This is a genomic window from Carboxydocella thermautotrophica (genome assembly GCA_003054495.1).
Taxonomy (GTDB): Bacteria; Bacillota.
Genome location: CP028514.1, coordinates 2,404,883 through 2,424,345 on the forward strand (window position 1 = coordinate 2,404,883; position 19,463 = coordinate 2,424,345).

The window sequence follows — 19,463 nt, forward strand, 5'->3', positions numbered from 1 at the left end:
AATACCACTATGTCGGATTATTTTTTACAAAGGAGAGGAGAAGCTGTGGGCAAAAAACTTTTGCTCTTGTTCGCCCTGCTCGGCCTGGGAGTTTCTCTGGGCTTGGGCATTTATGCCGCTCTGGTTATTGCCGATGCTCCTGCCTGGGACCCCAGTAAATTGGCTGTCAGTGAAACCTCGATCATTTATGACAGCAAGGGTAATATTATCGCGAAAGTACATGGTAGCGAAAACCGGACAGTGGTATCCATAAAAGACATCCCACCCCATGTTATCAATGCCTTCCTGGCCGTGGAGGATGCCAACTTTTACGAACATTCCGGTATTGATTATAAGGCAGTGGTGCGGGCAGTGATTGCCAATATAACTGATGGTTTTGGCTCCCAGGGTTTTTCCACTATAACCCAGCAGTTAGTCAAACAGTCTTTTCTTTCTCCGGAAAAAACCATCAAGCGCAAATTGCAGGAAATTTATCTGGCTCGTCAGGTAGAAAAATACTATACCAAAGATCAAATTCTGGAAATGTATCTTAACCGCATTTTCTTTGGCCACAATGCCTATGGAATACAGGCTGCGGCCCAGACCTATTTTGGCAAGGATGTCAAGGACCTGACTATCGCTGAAGCAGCCATGCTGGCCGGGATTCCCCAGGCTCCCAGCCGTTTAAGCCCGTTCCGCAATCCGGAACTGGCCAAAAAACGCCGGGCCCATGTGCTGGAGAACATGGTCCGCTTCGGCTTCATCACCCAGAAACAGGCTGAACAGGCCAATGCTGATAACTTTGAATCTTTGAATCGGGATGGACGGAATCAGGGAAGCAATGCTACCTACCAGCACCAGTATTATGTAGAATATGTCCTCGACCAGCTGGAGGATATTTTTGGACCGGAAAAGGTCTTTGCTGGCGGTTTGCAGGTTTACACCGCCCTTGACCCGGAAATCCAGACGGAAGCGGAAAAAGTGATGAATGATCCCAAAAACTTCCCAAAAGGAAAAGCCAATGAGCAGGGAATAATTCAGCCCCAGGGCGCAGTGGTAATTCTGGAACCTGGCACCGGCCAAATCAAGGCCCTGGTGGGTGGGCGCGGCCAAACTGAAGGCCGGCGCGTCCTTAACCGGGCCACCCAGTCCCACCGGCAACCGGGTTCAGCCTTTAAACCTATTATTGCTTATGGCCCGGCTCTGGAAGCAGGAATGAGCCCGGCCACAGTGGTGGATGATGCCCCTGTCTCCTATGGAAAATACAGCCCCAAAAACTATGATGGCTCCTATGGAGGCCTGACTAGCTTACGCTCCGCTCTGACCCGGTCTGTTAACGTGGTAGCGGTCAAGTTACTGGATGAAGTAGGTATCAAGAAAGCGATGAAAATCGCCCGCAACCTGGGTATTTCTACCGAATCCCTGGACCCGGTGGCTGATAACGGCCTCAGCATCGCTTTAGGCGGTCTTTCCCGGGGTGTCACCCCTCTGGAAATGGCTGGCGCCTATGCCGCTTTTGCCAACAAAGGTATCTATGTTGAACCAACTGCCATTCTTAAAGTCACTGACAAAACCGGTAAGGTTATCTGGGAAAGTGCCCCCTTAAAGCGCAAAGCCCTGAAATCTTCGACTGCTTTCATGCTCACTGACATGTTACAATCAGTGGTTAAATATGGTACTGGTACCAGGGCGCAATTGCCCGGCTGGCCCGTTGCCGGTAAAACCGGCACTACCAATGATGCCAAGGATATCTGGTTTGCTGGTTATACTCCCAAACTGGTAGGCGTGGTGTGGATTGGCTATGACCAGCCCAAACCCATGCCCCGGGAATTTGGCGGTCGTTATCCCGCTTTGATCTGGAAGAAAATCATGATCAAAGCCCATGAAGGCCTGGAACCGGTCAATTTCGAAAAACCTGACAGCGTGGTTCAGGCTACCGTCTGCAAAATTTCCGGCAAAAAGCCTTCGGAAATCTGTCCCAAAGAGGATCTGGTAACAGAGTATTTCGCTGAAGGAACTGTCCCGGAGGAAATCTGCGACTTGCATATCGAGGTTAAGGTCTCAGCGGCCAGCAATCTCCTGCCTAGCCCTTACTGTCCCGACGTCGTCACCAAAGTTTTTATCAAACGCAGTGCCAGCAAGGTGCCTATGCCCAATATGGCTCCTACAGAAGTATGTACTCTGCATAACCCTGGAAATAGTGAAACAGTTGCCATCTGTACCGACCCCAGCCATAATGGCAGGGAAGTGCTGGCCAATGTGCCCGGTCCAGGAGAAAGCGGCGGCTGCCCACCGGAACTGGTAGTGAAGAAAACCTATGTTAAAGGACAGGCGCCCAAAGAGAAATGCCAGATTCCAGAACATCAGGTAACGGTAAGCCAGCCTGCTCCTCCAGATAATACTACCAGTCCAGAACCCCCTACTTCACCGGAAGTTCCGGCTCCCACTCCGCAATAGAGAAACACCCCAAACCCCGAAACGGGGCTGGGGTTTTTCTATTCTGTTTTAAACTGGCTGATCTGCTGTTTCAGTTCTTCTGCCACCTGCAGTAATTCTTCGGCCGAAGCAGCTACCAGCTGGGTAGCTGCCCGCATCTGCTCCATCTCCCGATCCAGTTCTATACTATGACCGCTGCTCTCTCCTGCCAGACGGGCGATTTCTTCCATCGCCTGTCGGCTTTGGTCACCAATCTGGACAATTTCCCGGCTGGCCAGTTCATTGCGCTGGGCAATGTTCGTCATGTTCTGCATCGCCCCAACTACTTCATTGGTACTGGCGGTAACCTCTTCAATGATAGCGGAAATACTGCTAATCTGTTCAGCCACTTCTTCTACCGCCTGGTCGATGGCGGTCAAAACCTGTCCGGCTCCTTCTGCCAGCTCTACCCCTTTACTAACCTGAGACAAGCCATTTTCCATCGCTGCAATGGCTTCATTTACACCAGCCTGAATCCGGGAAACCAGCTGATTGATTTCCTTGGTTGCTCTGGAAGACCTTTCGGCCAGTTTCCGGACCTCATCGGCCACAACCGCAAAGCCTTTGCCCTGTTCCCCGGCCCGGGCCGCTTCAATAGCCGCATTCAATGCCAGCAAGTTTGTCTGTTCAGCTATATCGTCAATCATCTGCACAATAGTACTGATTTGTTCCGATTGTTCCCCCAGGGAATGGATGGTGCGTGCCGTAGCCGTTACTGCCTCCTGAATCGCCTCCATTCCAGTAATGGTGGTTTGTACTGCCCTGGCTCCCTCCTGGGCCGCCTCCCTGGCCTTTATACTTTCCGCATTGACTTTTTCTGCCGCTCGCGCAGCCTTTTCCATGCCTTCTGCCACATTGCGCAAAAGCAGTCCATCAGCCTCCACCTGGCGTAACTGATTCTGAGAGCCAGCAGAAACTTCCTGCACTGTTTGCGCCAGCTGAACCAGTAATTGCAAACTGGCGGTGGTTTGCTGTTGTTGCTGCTGAATCGCCTGTTTTAGTTTTTCTGTCCGTTCTTTCACTTTTGCAATTGATTGGGAGTTATCTTCAACAACATTGACCAGTAATTGGCTCTGCTGATTTACCTGTTCTCCGCCGGCATATATCTGTCTCAACATTTCCTGCAACTGGGCCAGCATGCTATTAATATAACCCGCAAGAATCCCAAGCTCATCCTGGCGCTCAATTTTAAGGCGCCGGGTTAAATCCCCCCGCCCCTGGGCCAGCTCAGCTACTGCTGCCAGAATAGCATCCAGAGGCCGTTTCAGAATCAAATTGGTAGTCACCCAGACCGCACATAAGATGAGGGCAATCATCAGCAACATCAGCAGAGTTACATTATTGCGGACCGCAGCAATTTTCTCCTCTGCCCGGGCCACCGAGACCCCGACCCGAAAAGCTCCCCATTTCTGGCCATCTACATAAATGGGATAACTGAAATCCCAGATCACTTCCCCTGTATCCCGGTGATAAACTTGTTTCAGGGCTTTTTCGGTCTGAGCTGCCGCCAGGCCTACCGGGTCATTGAAAATCCTTTTGGCCCGCTGCTGATATTTGCTGTTATGGGTCGGAGCATAACCCCGGTCATCCACAGCCAGGGCATAGACTATATCTTCATCAGTCAAAAAGGCATCAAAAACCTTTTGCCAGTGTTGTTCGGCATAGTCATCATAGACGGTATGGAATTTCTTGACCCCGTTTTCTTCCGCAAACTGCCGGTACTGGCGCTGAAAAAGTTGTTCCCGCTGGATAATACCTGTTTGCAAATCCGAACTGATAATGCTTTCAATGGTCCGGGCACCGGCCAGAGCCAGCCCCATCCCCTTCTCAGTCAGATTCGCTTCTACCCTTGTTCGCTCCGAGTAAACGCGATAGACACCATAACTGGCTGTCAGTACCGCTAACACCAGAAACAAGGATAAAATCAACTTGAATCTGAGACCGCGCTGTACCACTATACCACCCCTTCTCACCTTCTCTGTTTTATAACAGTTTTCGACATGAATTTATAAAATCCTATCAGAGGTTTTTAAAATAACAAAAAATAAAGGGCAGCAGTAAAAACTGCGCCCTTAACGGTCAAAAAAGGGATTTTTGCTGCTGACTGAAAGGGGTATACCGTAGATGATTTTGACATCCTCTCCCAGCAGTTTTAGATTAACTGCCGCTTTTCCTACGGAAAACCAAACCCGGTGGTCAACATGATGTAAACCGGCAACCTGCGCTGCAGAAGCAATGGCTATGCTCAAATCGGTGATATTAAAGGCACAGATGCCATCAGCAGCTGCATTGGCCTGGCAATTAGCAAAACCACAATAGCCACAGGGGGTCAAGCCCAAACGTTCTGAGCGGCTACCCACCAGAAACACCGCTGCCGTCCGGTCCAGGTTACCGGCATCGCGGGCAAAAAAGGCAGCCGGGCTTCCTGTTTCTTCAGCAATGCGCCGCATTTCGCTCTGTAAACGCTGCAGATCTTCTCCGGGAAAAACCGCCGCAGTCACCAGGGTATCCCGCCCCCGGCCTTTGGGGGCCGTACGAGCGGCAATGGCCATCAGCCGCAAAACTTCCAGAATTCCTTCCTGTTCCAGTATTTTACCTTCAACTACCATGTTTATCTTCCTCCTTCATTCAGTTCTATAATGACTGCATATTCATCACAATTGGGAAATTTAGGGCAGTTAATGCATTCCTTCCAGACTTTATGGGGTAATGTCTCCATAGGTACTTCCCGGAAGCCGCAAGCCAGGAAAAAATCCAGCTGATAGGTTAAAGCGAAAACCCGGGGTAAGCCCAGTTCCCTTGCCTCTTCCACCAGGGCCTCTACCAGTTTTCTGCCCAGCCCCTTTCCTCGCCAGTCGGATGCCAGGGCCAGAGCCCGGATTTCAGCCAGGTCCTCCCAGATGACGTGCAGGGCCCCGGTTCCCACTACCTGGCCCTCGATTTCAATTACGGTAAATTCCCGGATGGTTTCATAGAGCATGCTGCGGGAGCGGGCCAGCATAAGGCCCTGGGCGGCACATTCATTAATCAGCTGGTGCATGCTTTCCACATCCGCCATCCTGGCTTTTCGAATCAGCATTAGTTATCACCCATTTCACTGATAATATTATAGTATTTCTGGAGCTGAGCCTCTACCCGTTGATGAATTTCCGCTGCCGGGAGCCCGGTTAATAACTCCAGCCCCTGGTCGATGGTGCTGATGGCATAAAGATGAAAGCGCCCGGCCGCAACGGCTTCCACCACCTCTTCATTGAGCATCAGATTGGGTACATTCTGTACAGGCATAATAACCCCCTGGGTTCCAGTCAGTCCACGGGCTTTGCAGGTATAATAAAAGCCTTCAATTTTTTCATTAATGCCACCAATGGGCTGAATTTCCCCTTTTTGATTTACAGAACCCGTTACCGCCAGGTCCTGTCTGAGGGGAACGTTGGCCAGACTGGAAAGCAGGGCATAGAGTTCAGCAGCAGAGGCGCTGTCACCATCCACCCCATCATAGTTCTGTTCAAAACAGAGACTGGCCGAGAGACAAAGGGGGACCCGGTGGGCATAGCGGGCTCCCAAATAGCCAGCCAAAATCATGACCCCCTTGTCATGGATACGACCGGACAGGCGCACTTCCCGCTCGATATTGATAATCCCCTCTTCCCCCAGATAGGTATTGGCAGTGATACGAGAGGGCTTACCAAAAGAATAGTCCCCGGTATCCAGCACTGCCAGTCCATTGATTTGTCCCACCTTGCTGCCACTTGTATCTAACAGAATTACACCCTGAGCCAGCAGTTCACCCAGCTTCTCTTCATAGAGGTTGGAACGGTAGACTTTTTCCTTGATCGCGGTTTCAACATGTTCAGCCTCCACCCTTTCCGCTCCGGCCAGGGTGGCCCAGGCTTCCGCTTCAAAAATAATTTCGACGATTTCATTAAAACGGGCTGAAAGTTTATCCTGATGTTCGGCCAGACGGGAGCTGTATTCGATAATCCGCGCCACTCCCGAGGCCGCAAAAGGCTTGAGATCGTTTTTCTGACACTGGGCAGCGATGAATCCAGCCATAGCTCGTTCGTTCTCCTCACTTCTGACCAGTTCATCATCAAATTCCGCCCTGATTTTGAACAATTTGGGAAAATCCTCATCATACTCATGCAGCAGCTGATAATATTCCAGGCTACCGGTCAGTACCACTTTAACCTGAACCGGAATCGGTTCTGGTTGCAAAGTGGTAATTACCGCCACCCCCTGGTGGTCGGTAGGATTTTCGATGCGAATTTCGCCATTGCGTAAAACCCTTTTTAATGCCTCCCAGGCCGCTGGATTGGCCAGTACGTCCTTGACCTGCAAAATCAGATAGCCGCCATTGGCCCGATGCAGGGCCCCGGCTTTGATTTTGGTATGGTCGGTGGACAAAACCCCCAGTTCATTTTGATATTCAATCCTGCCAATCAAATTGGTAAAAGTAGGGTTGGGTTCATAAACTACCGGTGCCCCTTTAACTTCGCTGCTATCCACCAGCAGGTTGACTTTATATTTTTCATAGGGGTCTTCTCCTTTTTTGGCCCCCAGGAGAAAAGCCAGCTGTTCTCCCACTTCGTCCTTTTCCGGTTCCTTAAAGCTCTCCAGATTATTGATAATATCTTCCTGAATTCCCTTGATGTATTCCACTACCTGATGATACTGGCGGTATTTGTCCTTTAAATCAGCCAGCAAATGGCCGATAGCCAGCAAAGCCATCTGGCCCTCCAGCTGCTTTTCCTTTTGCTGATACTTCTTCTCCAGTTTTTTTAATTTGCTGACCATTTCCACCAGCTTTTCCTGCAGATACGAGGAATCCTTTTCCAGATCCCGTCGCGTTCCTGGATCCAGCTTGTTGTATTCCTCCTCGGTCAGGGGTTCCCCGTTCAGCAGGGGTACGGAAACAAACCCTTCACTGGTGCGATGGAGGGAAAATCCTTTCTGGTTGGCCATTTTCTCCAGTTGCTGATAAAGCAATTCGCTTTCCTGTTCAAATTGCTGCCAGAGCAGGGTTTTCTTTTTCTGGCTGTTTTCACTGTCAAAGGCTTTGGGTACTTCTTTTTTCAGACTGTTTACCATGTCTTCCATATCCCTGACAAACTGCTTGCCCAGTCCGGCCGGTAGAGAAATAGCCCGGGGCTGACTGGGTTTCTTGAAATTATAGACATAGCACCAGTCCTGGGGACGGGGTTCCTGGGCTGCCTGGCCTTCAATTACCTTACGGGTATAAGTGAGTTTTCCCGTCCCTGTTTCTCCAGCCACGAAAATATTGTAACCAGGACGCCGGATTTTCAAGCCGAATTCCAGGGCTTGCTTGGCCCGCTGCTGTCCGAGCACTTCTCCTACCGGCTCTACCTCTGTCGTATCCCGAAAAGGTAACTTGCTGGCATCGCAAGGACGCCATAACTGGCGGGGCGTTAGTTTCAAAGACTCCTGGTTCATGCTCTCCCCTCGCTTTTTCTTTTATTTACAAAACCCGGGCTTTTTGCCGGAATGTCTTCCTTGTATTGTATAAATCTGGTACAATATAGCTATGGAACAGAAATATAGACATAAACGTGCATCCGTTTTGACCACATCGTGAACAGGGGGTGATTGAGCTGGCACGCAAAAAGAAGTTCAGTAACGGTATGCCAACGCAGACTCTCACTGCCAGGGCCAAAGTCATCAACCTTTCCGACCGGGACGCCCTGCTCCTGGGCCTGCTGGGTTTTTTTGCCACCAAGCTGTGGAATGTAGCCAACCACCACCGGCGTACTGTCTGGAACGAAACTGGTAGAATACCCGGTTTCGTTGAGCAGTGTAGGGAACTTAAAATCAACCGCTGGTACAGGCTCCTGCCTTCCCAGTCTGCTCAGGAAGTCCTGGGCGAGCAGGACGACTCCTATCGGTCATGGTTCTCACACAGGAAAAACGGCGATGTACTGGCAAAACCGCCGGGCTTCCGGAAAAAAGATACTCTCAGCACCGTGACTTTTAAACAGAACGCTTTCGAAACACTGCCGGACAACCGGGTGCGCCTGAAGCTGCCCAAAACCTACGGCAGGCGGGTGATTGTACTGGAATACCAGCTCCCATCGCACGTCACTCTGAGCAAAGTCCAGCAGGTAAAGCTGGTCTACGAACCCGGGACCGGCGACTGGTACCTGCACATAACCCACAGGGTCCCGGTAACCTATAAGGAAACCGGAAACGTCATGGCGCTGGATCTGGGTATCGTGAACATCGCAGCCGGAGTAATCTCCGACGGCTTTTCTTTCCTCGTGCCCGGCGGGGAACTTCTGGCCCTCGACCGGTACTTCCAGAAAGAAAAAGCCAAATGTACCAAATCCACCAGCAGGCGCTGCATTGAGTTGAACGTCAAGTGGGGCAGGCAGCGCAACCACTACCTGCACGTACTGACCAGGTGGTTGGTCGACCTGGCAGTTGCCCACAACGTTTTCACCATCGTAGTCGGCGAATTAAAAGGTATTCGTGCAGACAGGGAATGGGGAGACGCGGGCAACCAGAAACTCCACGCCTGGCCGTTCAGTAAGATAATAAGCCTGCTCACTTATAAAGCGGCCCTCGCCGGCATCCGGGTGGTCAAGGTGTCGGAGAAGAACACCAGCACTACCTGCCCGGCGTGCGGTGAAAGGGGCAAGAAAGCCCGCGTGCATCGGGGGCTGTTCGTCCACTGCGGTGTCGTACTGAACGCCGATCTGGTAGGCGCATATAACATTCTGCAAAGGTATCTCCGTGAGTCCGGTCTGGCACTGCCGGACCGGTCGGGAGTAGTGGGCGCACTGGCACGCCCTGCGGTCAACCTGTTCGTGTGGAGAAAAACCACACCGTCAGGCCGTGAACAGGGGACGTTCGGGCAGGCCGCTTAGGTCTGTACCGGGCAGCCGCGAATTATAAAACCAACCACTTCTAGAAGGGGAACCCCACCCCTTTTAGGGGTGGGAGGATGTCAGAGCAACTTATGCGGAAACTGGCAGTCCAATGCTACCGGACATTCCTGGCACCGGGGCCGGCGCGCCTTGCACCAGGTACGCCCCAGAAAGATAAGCCAGTGATGGGCCTGACCCCACCGTTCCCGGGGTAACAGCGCCATTAACTGTTCTTCCGTATCTCTGACATTATCCGCCCGGGCCAATCCCAGTCGGTTGGCCACCCGGAAAACATGGGTATCTACCGCCAGAGCCGGCTGTCCGAAAGCATTATTCAACACCACATTGGCTGTTTTGCGCCCTACCCCGGGCAAGCTCTCCAGCTCCTTCCGCTGGTCTGGAACCTGCCCGCCATACTTTTCCACCAGTTGCCTGGCCATGGCCACCAGATGCCGGGCTTTGTTATGATAGAGGCCACAGCCCTTGATATACTCTTCCACTTCCTCCACTCCAGCCCGGGCCAGGGCCTGAGCATCGGGAAAACGGGCAAACAAGGCTGGAGTGAGTTTATTTACCTGTTCATCAGTGGACTGGGCAGAGAGGATAGTAGCTACCAGCAGCTCAAAGGGATTACGGTATTGAAGGGCAGGCCTGGGGTCAGGCCAGATGTGGGCCAGCTGATCGAGAATCCTGTTAGCCAGTTCCCTGTTCATACCATAACCACCCTGTTCCTGCCCTCGGCTTTAGCCCGGTACAAAGCCATGTCAGCCCGATTGACCAGCTCGTTGGCCATGGTCTTATAATCCCCCAGAGATGGTACCCCCACCAGGTCCGCAACCCCAAAGCTGGCTGAAAAGGGCAGCTTTTCGCCCTGAGCATCAACCTGGACCTCAGCCAGCTTTTGGCGCATGCGTTCAGCCAGCTGACTGGCGGCACTCCCTGAAGTACTGGGACAGATGATAATAAATTCCTCCCCGCCATAACGCCCCAGGATATCCGCCTTGCGGGTACTGGCCCGCAGCAAGTCTGCCACCTGGCGCAAAACCTCATCACCAACCAAATGACCATACGTATCATTGATATTTTTGAAGTAATCTACATCCACCATAATCACCGAAAGCGGCTCTCCATAACGCAGAGCATGGGCCACCTCTGAGGGCAGTCGATTCATGACATAGCGCCGGTTGTAACACTGGGTGAGGGGATCGGTAATAGCCATCTCTTCCAGTAAACGATTGCGGCGTTCCAGCTCTCCCCGCTGTTCCTGTAATTCATCCAGGGTTGCTTCCGCTTCGGCCCGTACTTGCTGGAGCTGGGCCATCATTTCATTGATAGCCAGGGCCAGTTTTTCAATCTCCCGGTAAGAATACACCCTGACCGGGCTGGAATAATCTCCGGCAGCGATACGCTGAGTGGCTTCCACCAGTTCCTCCAGGGGCTGGGTCAGTCGTTTGCTCAGATAGTTGAACAGGGGCATAATTCCGGCAATAAGCAAAAGCAAACTGATACCCGCCACTTCAAAAGCCAGCAGTCTTAGCTGGTCTGCCATTTTATTGATATTGCTTTCCACAATCAGTACCCAGTCCGCCTTGCGTAAATAGCTCCAGTGGCCCACCACCGGTTCCCCGGCATGATTTTGATATTTGTGCACTTGCCGGTAAAGGCGATCCTCCATTATCGCTTTCCAATCCGGATAAAGCCGCTGTCCGCTTTGCTCCTTATCCAGAAGTTTACGCTCTGCCGAAGCAACAATAGTTGTCCCGGTGGCAGTGGTCAGGTAAATCTGAAAATCCCCGTCCAGATTGACCATCTCAAGGATTTCCCGCAAGTGTTCCAGGTTCAGAGTAACGATTAAAATCCCCTGAATTTTTCCTCCCAGGTACAGAGGTCTGGCCTGTACCAGCACCGGGCTGCCGGTAACCCGACTAATTACTGGCTCGGACATCACTGTCTTTCCTGCCAGTGCTGCCTTGAAATAGGCCCGATCGGCAACATTCAGGCTATTATCCCCAGTACTGTTGGCCCAAACCCAACCGGCTGGATCAGCTACACCAATGGCATCCAGTTCAGGAAACTCCCTGGTTTCATGAACAAGCCAGGCCTGTAATTTTTCTCGATCGTTCAGCAATCTGTTAGCCTCTTCGGCTAACTGCTGCAGTTTAGCCATTTTTTCCGCCTGCCATTTTTCCACCGCTGCCTTCAGCCGTTCATCCACTTCCTGGACATTGTTCTGGAGTGCTTCTTCATATTTGGTGATAGCCAGATATTGAAAAGTGAGAATCTGAATAATACAAAACGCCAGAAAGGCCAGGGCAAAATGTTTCATTATTGAAATCCGCAGGGGCCTTTTTTCCACCATCCTCCGCCGCCCATCCTTTCCCTTAACACCTTACCCTTTATCATAACAAATATTTTGCCAGAATGGAATTATATGATAGTATTGTTTTAGTGAAAAAAAACAAACTAAGGGAAGAGGTGTCTTATGATTACCAGAGAACTGATTGACCGCATTAATGAACTGGCCCGCAAACAAAGACAGGCTGGCCTGACCCCGGCGGAAAAGGAAGAACAGGCCATCCTGCGCCGACAGTACATTGAGAATATCAAAGCCCAGGTTAAACAAACTCTGGAAAGCATCGAATTTGTTGAGGAACTGCCAGAAATGGAATTCTCCTGTTCCTGTGGTTGTCAGGGAAAACACCATCACCATCACTAAATTTTTTTCCAGAAAATCCTTGACAGACAGAAAACTTTTTGCCATAATATAATCGTAACAATAATGATTACTAATAAGGGGGAAGATAATGATGAGTACTACTGACAATCTGAAAGCCGCTTTTGCCGGCGAATCCCAGGCCAACCGCAAATATCTGGCCTTTGCCAAGCAGGCTGAAAAAGAAGGTTATCCCGGTGTAGCCAAACTGTTCCGCGCTACTGCCGAAGCGGAAACTATTCACGCTCATGCCCATCTGCGGGTTTTGGGAGAAATCAAGAGCACAGCTGAAAACCTGCAGGCTGCCATCCAGGGTGAAACCTACGAGTTTGAAAAAATGTATCCCGGGTTCATTGCCACAGCCCAGCAGGAAGGCAATAAGCAGGCTGAAAGGTCCTTCCACATGGCCAATGAAGCGGAAAAAGTTCACGAACAACTGTTCTCCAAAGCTCTGGCCAATCTGGAAAGCAAGTTCGATGCCGAATATTTTGTGTGTGAAGTCTGTGGTCATATTGCCGAAGGGAATGCACCTGACAAATGCCCCATCTGTGGCGCCCCTGGCAGCAAATATTTTCAGGTAAAATAAAGCTTCTACCAGCCCCTCTGTCTAATACAGAGGGGTTATTCTTTACCCGGGAACAGGCATATATATGTGGTAAATCCTCGGGTTTGGAGGCAAACCATGAGTTACTGCATTCTCTGTTTTGACGGTGGCGGTGTGCGGGGGATTTATGCTTCGCTCCTCTTGCAGCGCCTGAGTACCCACCATCCCGCCCTTCTCGCCCAAGCAGATCTGCTGGCCGGTACCTCCAGTGGTTCTTTTATTGCCCTGGCCCTGGCAGCCGGCCTTACCCCGGAACGCTTACTGGAATTTTTCTCAGTCGATACGGCAAAACAAATTTTCCGTCCCCGTTATTTTAATCTCTGGCGGCCACGTTATCAGCAGAGTCAGCTGAAAAAAGTCCTGGAGCAGATTTTTCCTCCTGATTTGTGCCTCAAAGATTTAAGGAAAAAAGTGGTGATCCCCACCTTTCAGGTAGCTCAGATGCGAGCCCCCTGCTGGCAACCCATCTTTTATCACAATTTTCCCGATTCACCTTATCTGAATTTACGGGTTCTTGATGTGGCGCTGGCCTCCAGCGCCGCCCCTACTTTTTTCCCCGCTCATCGTGGCCACATTGACGGCGGGGTAATTGCCAACAACCCCAGTCTGGTCGCTCTGGGCCTGGCAGTCGATCCCGCCGGAGCCAGTCGGGAACTAAAAGAAATAGTTTTACTGTCTATCGGTACAGGCTTAGGACCTCATCGGCTGCCAGAACACACCGAACACTGGGGGATTTTACAATGGACATTTATCCTTACCTCCGGCTGTCAGGTTGAATTTCCCCTGCTTACTGTCCTGACGGAAGGAGATGTGGAAGCTGATGCCCGTATCGCCTCCAGCCTGCTCGGTCATCGCTATTTTCGCTTAAATCCGCTCCTGCCCCGTTCAGTCGCCCTTGATGCATGGGAAATGATACCCTTGCTCCTCCGCTGGGCAAAAGAGGCAGAATTAGCCGAAATAAAAAAGTGGCTAAACCAGTACTGGTAAATTAAAAGCTAACAATAGAATTCTAATTCCCACTAACCCAAGAGCTACAGCAAGGCTATTCATTATCCATTGCTCTCGAACAAACCTGGAAAAATAGGCACCGATCTGTGCTCCACCTATCACCCCAATAGAAATAGTTACTGTTTGTATATAACCATCACGCAGTGAACCGGTCAATAAATGCACCAATGTTCCGAAAAAGGCCATAATTGCCAGTACTAAATGAGATGTTGCTGTCGCAATATGAACAGGAAAATTTAACAGGTAAACAAGAATTGGTACATGAATAATTCCACCTCCTATACCAAGCAGGCTGGAAATAAAATGACTGCAGGTTCCATTTCAGATTTAAGCAAGAGAAATGCCGAACTAATAATTAAAGCAAATCCAAAAATGCCATCAAATATTCTTCTTGGTATTAGGCTTGTTAAATAGGCACCAAAAATCGCGCCAGGAGTACTGGCAATTGCGAACAGAATTCCTGATTTGAAATCAACCCGCTTTTGCCGAAAATAAGCAAAAGAACCTGATAAGGCATTAAAGAAGACTACCGCCAGTGAAATACTGGTAATTAGGTCCGGACTCTTGGCAGGATATAGTAGCAAAAGAATTGGTACAAGCACAAACCCCCCACCGGCTCCAATTAATGTACCAAAGCTGCCTACTATTATTCCTAAAACTAAAAGTCCAAGAAACTTCAACATATGTACCAGCTCCTTATAAGTTGTTGTAAACATAGAGTATAGTATTAAAGCTTGCCTACAAATAATATATAGCGGAGGTGATATTTATGACCCCGCAGATGACCAGTGACTGGGAACAATGGAAACAAACCCTGCATTCTTTAGTAGATCTAGGTGAACGGGTAGGCCTGGAGGAGGAAACTATCAGCAAGGCCGCCTATAAACTGGGTAACTTCCTGGCTGATAAAGTGGACCCCAAAAACCGCGAACAGCGCCTGCTCAAAGAACTATGGGATGCTGGTGATGAAGAAGAGCGCAAGGTTCTGGCCCATTTGATCATTAAAATGGTTAACCGGGATAATGTCGCCCAGCATTAAGTATTTACAGAGCCGACCGGTTTATCCGGCCGGCTCTGCTGTTTGTCCAAATTGCTCCCGGTATAACCTGGCGTAGCGGCCATTTAGTGCCAGCAACTCCTGATGGGTTCCTTCCTCCACAATTTTCCCCCCGGCCAGCACCAGGATGCGGTCTGCCGAGAGAATAGTGGAAAGCCGATGGGCAATCACCAGGGATGTCCGAGTTTTTAGTAAAGGTTCTAAAGCCTGCTGAATCAGCTGCTCCGAATGGGAATCCAGGTTGGAAGTAGCCTCATCGAGAATAAAGATGCGGGGGTTTTTTAAAATCACCCGGGCCAGGGCCAGCCGCTGTTTCTCCCCACCGGAAAGCCGATAGCCCCGCTCCCCTACTACCGTATCATACCCTTCCGGCAAAGACATAATCAGGTCATGGATATGAGCTGCCCTGGCCGCTGCCACCATTTCCGCTTCCGTCGCTTCAGGCTTGCCGTAGAGGAGGTTTTCCCGCACAGTAGCATGAAAGAGAATGGTCTCCTGGGTCACCAGCCCGATATGCCGGCTCAGGGTAGCCAGGCTTAAATCCCTGATGTCAATTCCATCTAATCGCACTTCCCCCTGCCAGGGGTCAAAAAATCGTGGTACCAGGTAGCTGATAGTGCTCTTCCCTGCCCCACTGGGCCCCACAATCGCCACTGTCTGTCCGGGTTCAATGGCAAAACTCACCCCTTGCAGGATAGGCCGGTCTTTTTCATAGCCAAACCAGACATCCCGGAATTCCAGCCTCCCTTTAATTTCCGTCAGAGTAACCGATTCCCCTTTTTCCTGCACCTCAGGCACTTCATCCAGAAAGGCAAACAAACGCTCAAACAGGGCCAGGGAACCCTGGATGTTCACCACCAGGTTGGCCAGGGCTGAAACCGGCATATAGAGCCGGCTGAGATAGGCAGTAAATGCAACTACTGTCCCTATGCTGAGCTCCCCTTTGATAGCCTGCCAGCCCCCAAACCAGTAGATAAAAGCAGGGCCGGCGGCGGTGATTACCCCCAGCAACATAAAAAACCAGCGGCCGATCATTTTCTGTTTTAGCTCTAACTCCAGCAGCTCCAGGTTTTCCCGGGCAAACCTGCTGTTTTCTTCCCACTGGCGGCCAAAGGCCCGGATCAGCATGGCCCCGGAAATGTTGAGGGTTTCCTGCATCAGACTGGACAAGTCCGCCAGTTTCTGCTGGGCCATTTTACGGGCCCGGTAATTCATGCGGCCTACCTGGCGGGTGGGTAGAACCAGAGCCGGCAAAACCACCAGGGCCACCAGGGTCAAACGCCAGTCCAGCCAGAACATGGAGCCCAGAGTAACCAGAAAAACCAGGCCATTATTGAAAAGCCCGGTAATGGTATCCCCCACCACATTCTGTAAGCCCCCCACATCATTGGTTAACCGGGAAATGATCTCCCCTGTCTTGTGGCGGACAAAAAAACTGAGACTGAGTTGCTGCAAATGTTCATACATTTGCTGGCGCAAAGTATACATCAGCTTCTGTCCAATCAGAGTAGCCAGATAAAACTGAGCCACCCCCAGCAATCCCCCCAGCAAAGCTGTTGCAATTATCCCAGCCACCAGCAGGTTTAATAACCCCAGTTTCCCCTGGGGGATTGCCTGGTCCAGAATCAGTTTAATCAGATAGGGCTGTAATGCCCCCATAACCGCTCCCCCTAGAATACAGAGCAGCACCAGCAACCATTGCCGCCAGTAAGGCCGCAGATACCCTGCTATTCGCGTTAACAAACGGGGGTCCGGTTTGGTAATTTTCTTCTCCTCCAGACCCCAATCCACTCCACTGAATGGATGGGCCATTTTCTCTCCCTCCCAGCAGGAATTTTGCCTGAACAGGCGAATACTGTTATATAAAAGCGTCAATTTTTTGACACTCAGGAGGAATCGGTATGTCATCTCTTACAGCTGCAGCAGTAATGTCCACAGCTTTTCTGCGCCGGGAAGCCCACATCCCTTTATCCCATTTACAGGCTCAGCTGACCTCTACCAGAGCAGAAGCAGTGCTGATCCTGGGCAAAAAAGGCCAGATCCGGGGCTTACTCAGCCGTGAACGAATCCTGGCCGCCCGTTCAGAACAGCCTCTGCCTATCAGCAAAGTCTTTTCCCTGTCCAGGCCTGTAACCATTGGCCCGGACTTCTCCCTGGCCAAAATTCTGGCTTTTTTCAACCAGCAGCATCCCGGACTGGTAGTAGTGGATGAAAACCAGAATCCCCTGGGGGTAATCACCTGGGAAATCCTCACCACTGGCATTATCCGGGGCTGGCTCAAAAGTCAGGCTATCCTGGACACACTCCTTAACCATGCCAGTGAGGCTATTTGTATCATCAACGAACGGGAAGAAGTGGAATACTGGAATCCCCGGGCCGAAATCCTCTATGGCATTAAGGCAAGGGAAATCCTCGGCCAGCCGGTCAGCAAGTTTTTCCCCAATGTTCTGGTTTCCCACTCCCTGAAGGAAAACAAAGTGATTCGAGAAAGCTACCACCAGCCCCGGGAAGACGCCCATGTACTGATTACCGCCGCTCCCATTCAGTGCGAAAACCGGGTGATAGGGAGCCTCTCCCTGGAACGGGATATCGGAGATATCGTTTACTTGAATCAGGAGCTGACCCGCACCAGCACTACCGTCAAAAAACTGCGCAAGGAAATCAACCGTCTCAGTCAGAAGAACGCCTTTGCCACTATTTATGGCCACAGTACCATTATAAAGGAAACCATTAATTTAGCCAAAAAATTTGCTGCTACCGATGCTTCCCTGCTTATCCGGGGGGAAAGCGGCACCGGTAAAGAACTGTTTGCCCGCGCCATCCATGAAGAAAGCAAACGCTACAATCAGCCCTTTATTGCCGTTAATTGCGGCGCCCTGCCCTCCCTGCTTTTTGAAAGTGAACTGTTTGGCTATGAAAGCGGTGCCTTTACGGGGGCTGAGCGTGGCGGCAAACCCGGTAAATTCGAGCTGGCCGAAGGAGGTACCCTCTTTCTGGATGAAATCGGTGAGCTGGAATTGAGCCTGCAGGCCAAACTGCTGCGGGCCTTGCAGGAAAAGGTCTTTTACCGGGTAGGTGGTACTAAACCCATCAAGGTGAATGTCCGCATCATCGCTGCAACTAACCGGGATCTGGAAAAAATGATCCGGGAAGGTACTTTCCGGGAGGACCTCTATTATCGCCTGAATGTCCTTACCCTAACCCTGCCTCCGCTCAGGGAGCACAAGGAAGATTTGCCCGAACTGGCCTACTTGCTGGTCCAGGAGCTGGCCAGCATCCATCAAAAACGCATTCAGGAAATTGAGCCAGAAGTAATGGTGGCTTTTATGAATTACCACTGGCCCGGCAATGTACGGGAACTGCGCAACACCCTGGAGCGGATGGTTATTCTCTCCGATGATGGCATTTTGCGTCAGGATACCCTGCCTGCCCATCTTCGCCTGGAGAAACTGAAAGAATTGCGTTTGCCTGACAATGATACCAGCGGCCCACTGCCGGAAGTAACCATAGCTACAGAAAAAAGGCTGATTGCCGAGGCCCTGAAAAAGGCCAACTACAACAAGGCCGAAGCCGCCCGTTTGCTGGGCATCCCCCGCAGCAGCCTCTACTATAAAATGAAGGTCCTGGGTCTGACGCCAGATAACTGACACTGGCGTCAGTTTTTTGACACAAATTGGGCGAGGAAGTGCTTTTTCCCTGTATTGGGCGCCAGTTTGCTCCCGGCCAATAAATGGCACGAAAATTGCTAAATTAAATTGGCGTAAAATTGCGGCAATAAAAAATAGGGGGAAGGCATAATGGATATGAACCTGCTGGCGCGCAAAATAATTCTTACCATTGCCGCCAACAAAACAGTAGTCAACCTGGTCAGTAAACATGGGATGAAATGGGGTGCCGCCCGCTTCGTGGCTGGTAGCACTCTGGCCGAAGCTGTTCAGAGAGTTAAAGAACTGAACAGCAGAGGCATTGATGTCACCCTGGACCACCTGGGGGAAAGCATCACCAGTAAGGAACAGGCCAGGGAAGCGGTGGAAGCCTGTCTGGCTATCCTTGATGCCATCCATCAGGAAAAGCTGCGGGCTAATCTCTCCCTGAAACTGACCCAGATCGGCCTGGACATTGATTATGATTTCTGTCTCAACAACATGCGGGAAATTCTGGAGCGGGCGCAAAAGTACAATAATTTTGTCCGCATCGATATGGAAGATTCCGACCACTGTCAGATCACTTTTGATTTGTTTTATACCTTGTTGAATGAATATGGTCCGGAACGGGTAGGCATAGTAGTACAGGCCTATCTCTACCGTACCGCCAGGGATGTGGAGGAACTGATCAAGCGGAAATCCACCATTCGCCTCTGCAAAGGAGCCTATAAGGAACCTGCGGAGGTGGCATATCCCAGCAAAAAGGATGTTGATGCTAACTATCTGAAACTGGCCAAAACTTATCTCCGTTCCGGCGTCTATTTTGGGGCCGCCACCCACGACGAAAAAATCATTCGGGAGCTCATGGAATTCGTAGAAAAGGAAGGCCTGCGTAAAGAACAGTTTGAATTCCAGATGCTCTATGGTATTCGCCGGGATTTGCAAGAAGAGCTGGTCAAAAAAGGCTGGCGGATGCGGGTCTATGTACCCTACGGTAAAGACTGGTATCCCTACTTCTCCCGCCGTCTGGCCGAAAGGCCCGCTAACCTCTTCTTTATCCTGAAAAATATGCTTAAACCATAAAAAATTCAAGGGAGGTAAA

General features: G+C 50.8%; 16 protein-coding genes and 1 pseudogene. 8 read left to right on the plus strand and 9 right to left on the minus strand.

Annotation, left to right across the window (positions count from 1 at the left end; translation table 11 throughout):
• The first annotated feature begins 45 nt into the window (after positions 1–45).
• Complete coding sequence (locus CTH_RS12215) at positions 46–2,436, plus strand: transglycosylase domain-containing protein (RefSeq protein ID WP_207656817.1); 2,391 nt, start codon at positions 46–48, stop codon at positions 2,434–2,436.
• A 332-nt stretch (positions 2,437–2,768) separates the two neighbouring features.
• Here CTH_RS12215 and CTH_RS14575 read toward each other — a convergent pair.
• The 4 genes and pseudogenes from CTH_RS14575 to CTH_RS12235 all read right to left on the minus strand — a co-directional run.
• A pseudogene (locus CTH_RS14575) lies at positions 2,769–3,710 on the minus strand (methyl-accepting chemotaxis protein); the annotation flags it as partial.
• A gap of 816 nt (positions 3,711–4,526) precedes the next feature.
• A complete protein-coding gene (locus tag CTH_RS12225) occupies positions 4,527–5,063 on the minus strand; it encodes a ferredoxin domain-containing protein (protein ID WP_078666423.1) in 537 nt (178 codons plus the stop codon).
• 2 nt (positions 5,064–5,065) lie between these two features.
• Positions 5,066–5,533 (minus strand): N-acetyltransferase, encoded by a 468-nt coding sequence (locus CTH_RS12230; RefSeq protein ID WP_078666422.1) that lies wholly within the window; start codon positions 5,531–5,533, stop codon positions 5,066–5,068.
• Complete coding sequence (locus CTH_RS12235) at positions 5,533–7,905, minus strand: Lon protease family protein (RefSeq protein ID WP_078666421.1); 2,373 nt, start codon at positions 7,903–7,905, stop codon at positions 5,533–5,535. The genes CTH_RS12230 and CTH_RS12235 overlap by 1 nt, the downstream gene beginning before the upstream one ends.
• Positions 7,906–8,054: 149 nt before the next feature.
• On the opposite strand from CTH_RS12235, the gene CTH_RS12240 reads away from it, so the two are divergent.
• The gene (locus CTH_RS12240) at positions 8,055–9,335 is read left to right on the plus strand and encodes an RNA-guided endonuclease InsQ/TnpB family protein (protein WP_107754091.1); all 1,281 of its coding nucleotides are present in this window, start codon (positions 8,055–8,057) and stop codon (positions 9,333–9,335) included.
• A gap of 80 nt (positions 9,336–9,415) precedes the next feature.
• Here CTH_RS12240 and nth read toward each other — a convergent pair whose 3' ends face one another.
• Both nth and CTH_RS12250 read right to left on the minus strand, forming a co-directional pair.
• Positions 9,416–10,048, minus strand: a complete 633-nt coding sequence (nth, locus tag CTH_RS12245; RefSeq protein WP_078665801.1) for an endonuclease III — start codon at positions 10,046–10,048, stop codon at positions 9,416–9,418.
• Positions 10,045–11,694, minus strand: coding sequence for a diguanylate cyclase (locus CTH_RS12250; RefSeq protein WP_107754093.1), 1,650 nt, complete (start codon positions 11,692–11,694; stop codon positions 10,045–10,047). Before CTH_RS12250 ends, nth begins: the two co-directional genes overlap by 4 nt.
• 123 nt (positions 11,695–11,817) lie before the next feature.
• Here CTH_RS12250 and CTH_RS12255 point away from each other — a divergent pair, with 123 nt between their 5' ends.
• The 3 genes from CTH_RS12255 to CTH_RS12265 all read left to right on the plus strand — a co-directional run bounded on the left by CTH_RS12255 (position 11,818) and on the right by CTH_RS12265 (position 13,639).
• Positions 11,818–12,051, plus strand: coding sequence for a DUF896 domain-containing protein (locus CTH_RS12255; protein WP_078665799.1), 234 nt, complete (start codon positions 11,818–11,820; stop codon positions 12,049–12,051).
• 91 nt (positions 12,052–12,142) lie between these two features.
• Positions 12,143–12,634, plus strand: a complete 492-nt coding sequence (locus CTH_RS12260) for a rubrerythrin family protein (protein ID WP_107754095.1) — start codon at positions 12,143–12,145, stop codon at positions 12,632–12,634.
• Between the two features lie 96 nt (positions 12,635–12,730).
• The gene (locus CTH_RS12265; protein WP_107754097.1) at positions 12,731–13,639 is read left to right on the plus strand and encodes a patatin-like phospholipase family protein; all 909 of its coding nucleotides are present in this window, start codon (positions 12,731–12,733) and stop codon (positions 13,637–13,639) included.
• On the opposite strand, the gene CTH_RS14415 is transcribed toward CTH_RS12265, so the two are convergent.
• Both CTH_RS14415 and CTH_RS14420 read right to left on the minus strand, forming a co-directional pair.
• Positions 13,622–13,960: a TSUP family transporter gene (locus CTH_RS14415; RefSeq protein ID WP_318262828.1), complete on the minus strand. Its 339-nt coding sequence runs from the start codon at positions 13,958–13,960 to the stop codon at positions 13,622–13,624. The two genes, CTH_RS12265 and CTH_RS14415, sit on opposite strands and share 18 nt — an antisense overlap.
• Positions 13,939–14,343, minus strand: coding sequence for a sulfite exporter TauE/SafE family protein (locus CTH_RS14420; protein ID WP_318262692.1), 405 nt, complete (start codon positions 14,341–14,343; stop codon positions 13,939–13,941). Before CTH_RS14420 ends, CTH_RS14415 begins: the two co-directional genes overlap by 22 nt.
• Before the next feature lie 86 nt (positions 14,344–14,429).
• Here CTH_RS14420 and CTH_RS12275 point away from each other — a divergent pair, with 86 nt between their 5' ends.
• Positions 14,430–14,699 (plus strand): DUF3243 domain-containing protein, encoded by a 270-nt coding sequence (locus CTH_RS12275; RefSeq protein WP_078665796.1) that lies wholly within the window; start codon positions 14,430–14,432, stop codon positions 14,697–14,699.
• A gap of 21 nt (positions 14,700–14,720) precedes the next feature.
• Here the strand turns inward: CTH_RS12275 and CTH_RS12280 are convergent, their stop codons facing one another.
• Entirely contained in the window at positions 14,721–16,529 is a 1,809-nt protein-coding gene (locus CTH_RS12280; protein ID WP_159073891.1) for an ABC transporter ATP-binding protein, read from the minus strand.
• 89 nt (positions 16,530–16,618) lie between these two features.
• On the opposite strand from CTH_RS12280, the gene CTH_RS12285 reads away from it, so the two are divergent.
• Both CTH_RS12285 and CTH_RS12290 read left to right on the plus strand, forming a co-directional pair.
• Positions 16,619–18,364 (plus strand): sigma 54-interacting transcriptional regulator, encoded by a 1,746-nt coding sequence (locus tag CTH_RS12285; RefSeq protein WP_078665794.1) that lies wholly within the window; start codon positions 16,619–16,621, stop codon positions 18,362–18,364.
• 150 nt (positions 18,365–18,514) lie between these two features.
• Positions 18,515–19,444: a proline dehydrogenase family protein gene (locus CTH_RS12290; protein ID WP_318262693.1), complete on the plus strand. Its 930-nt coding sequence runs from the start codon at positions 18,515–18,517 to the stop codon at positions 19,442–19,444.
• Positions 19,445–19,463: the final 19 nt, after the last annotated feature.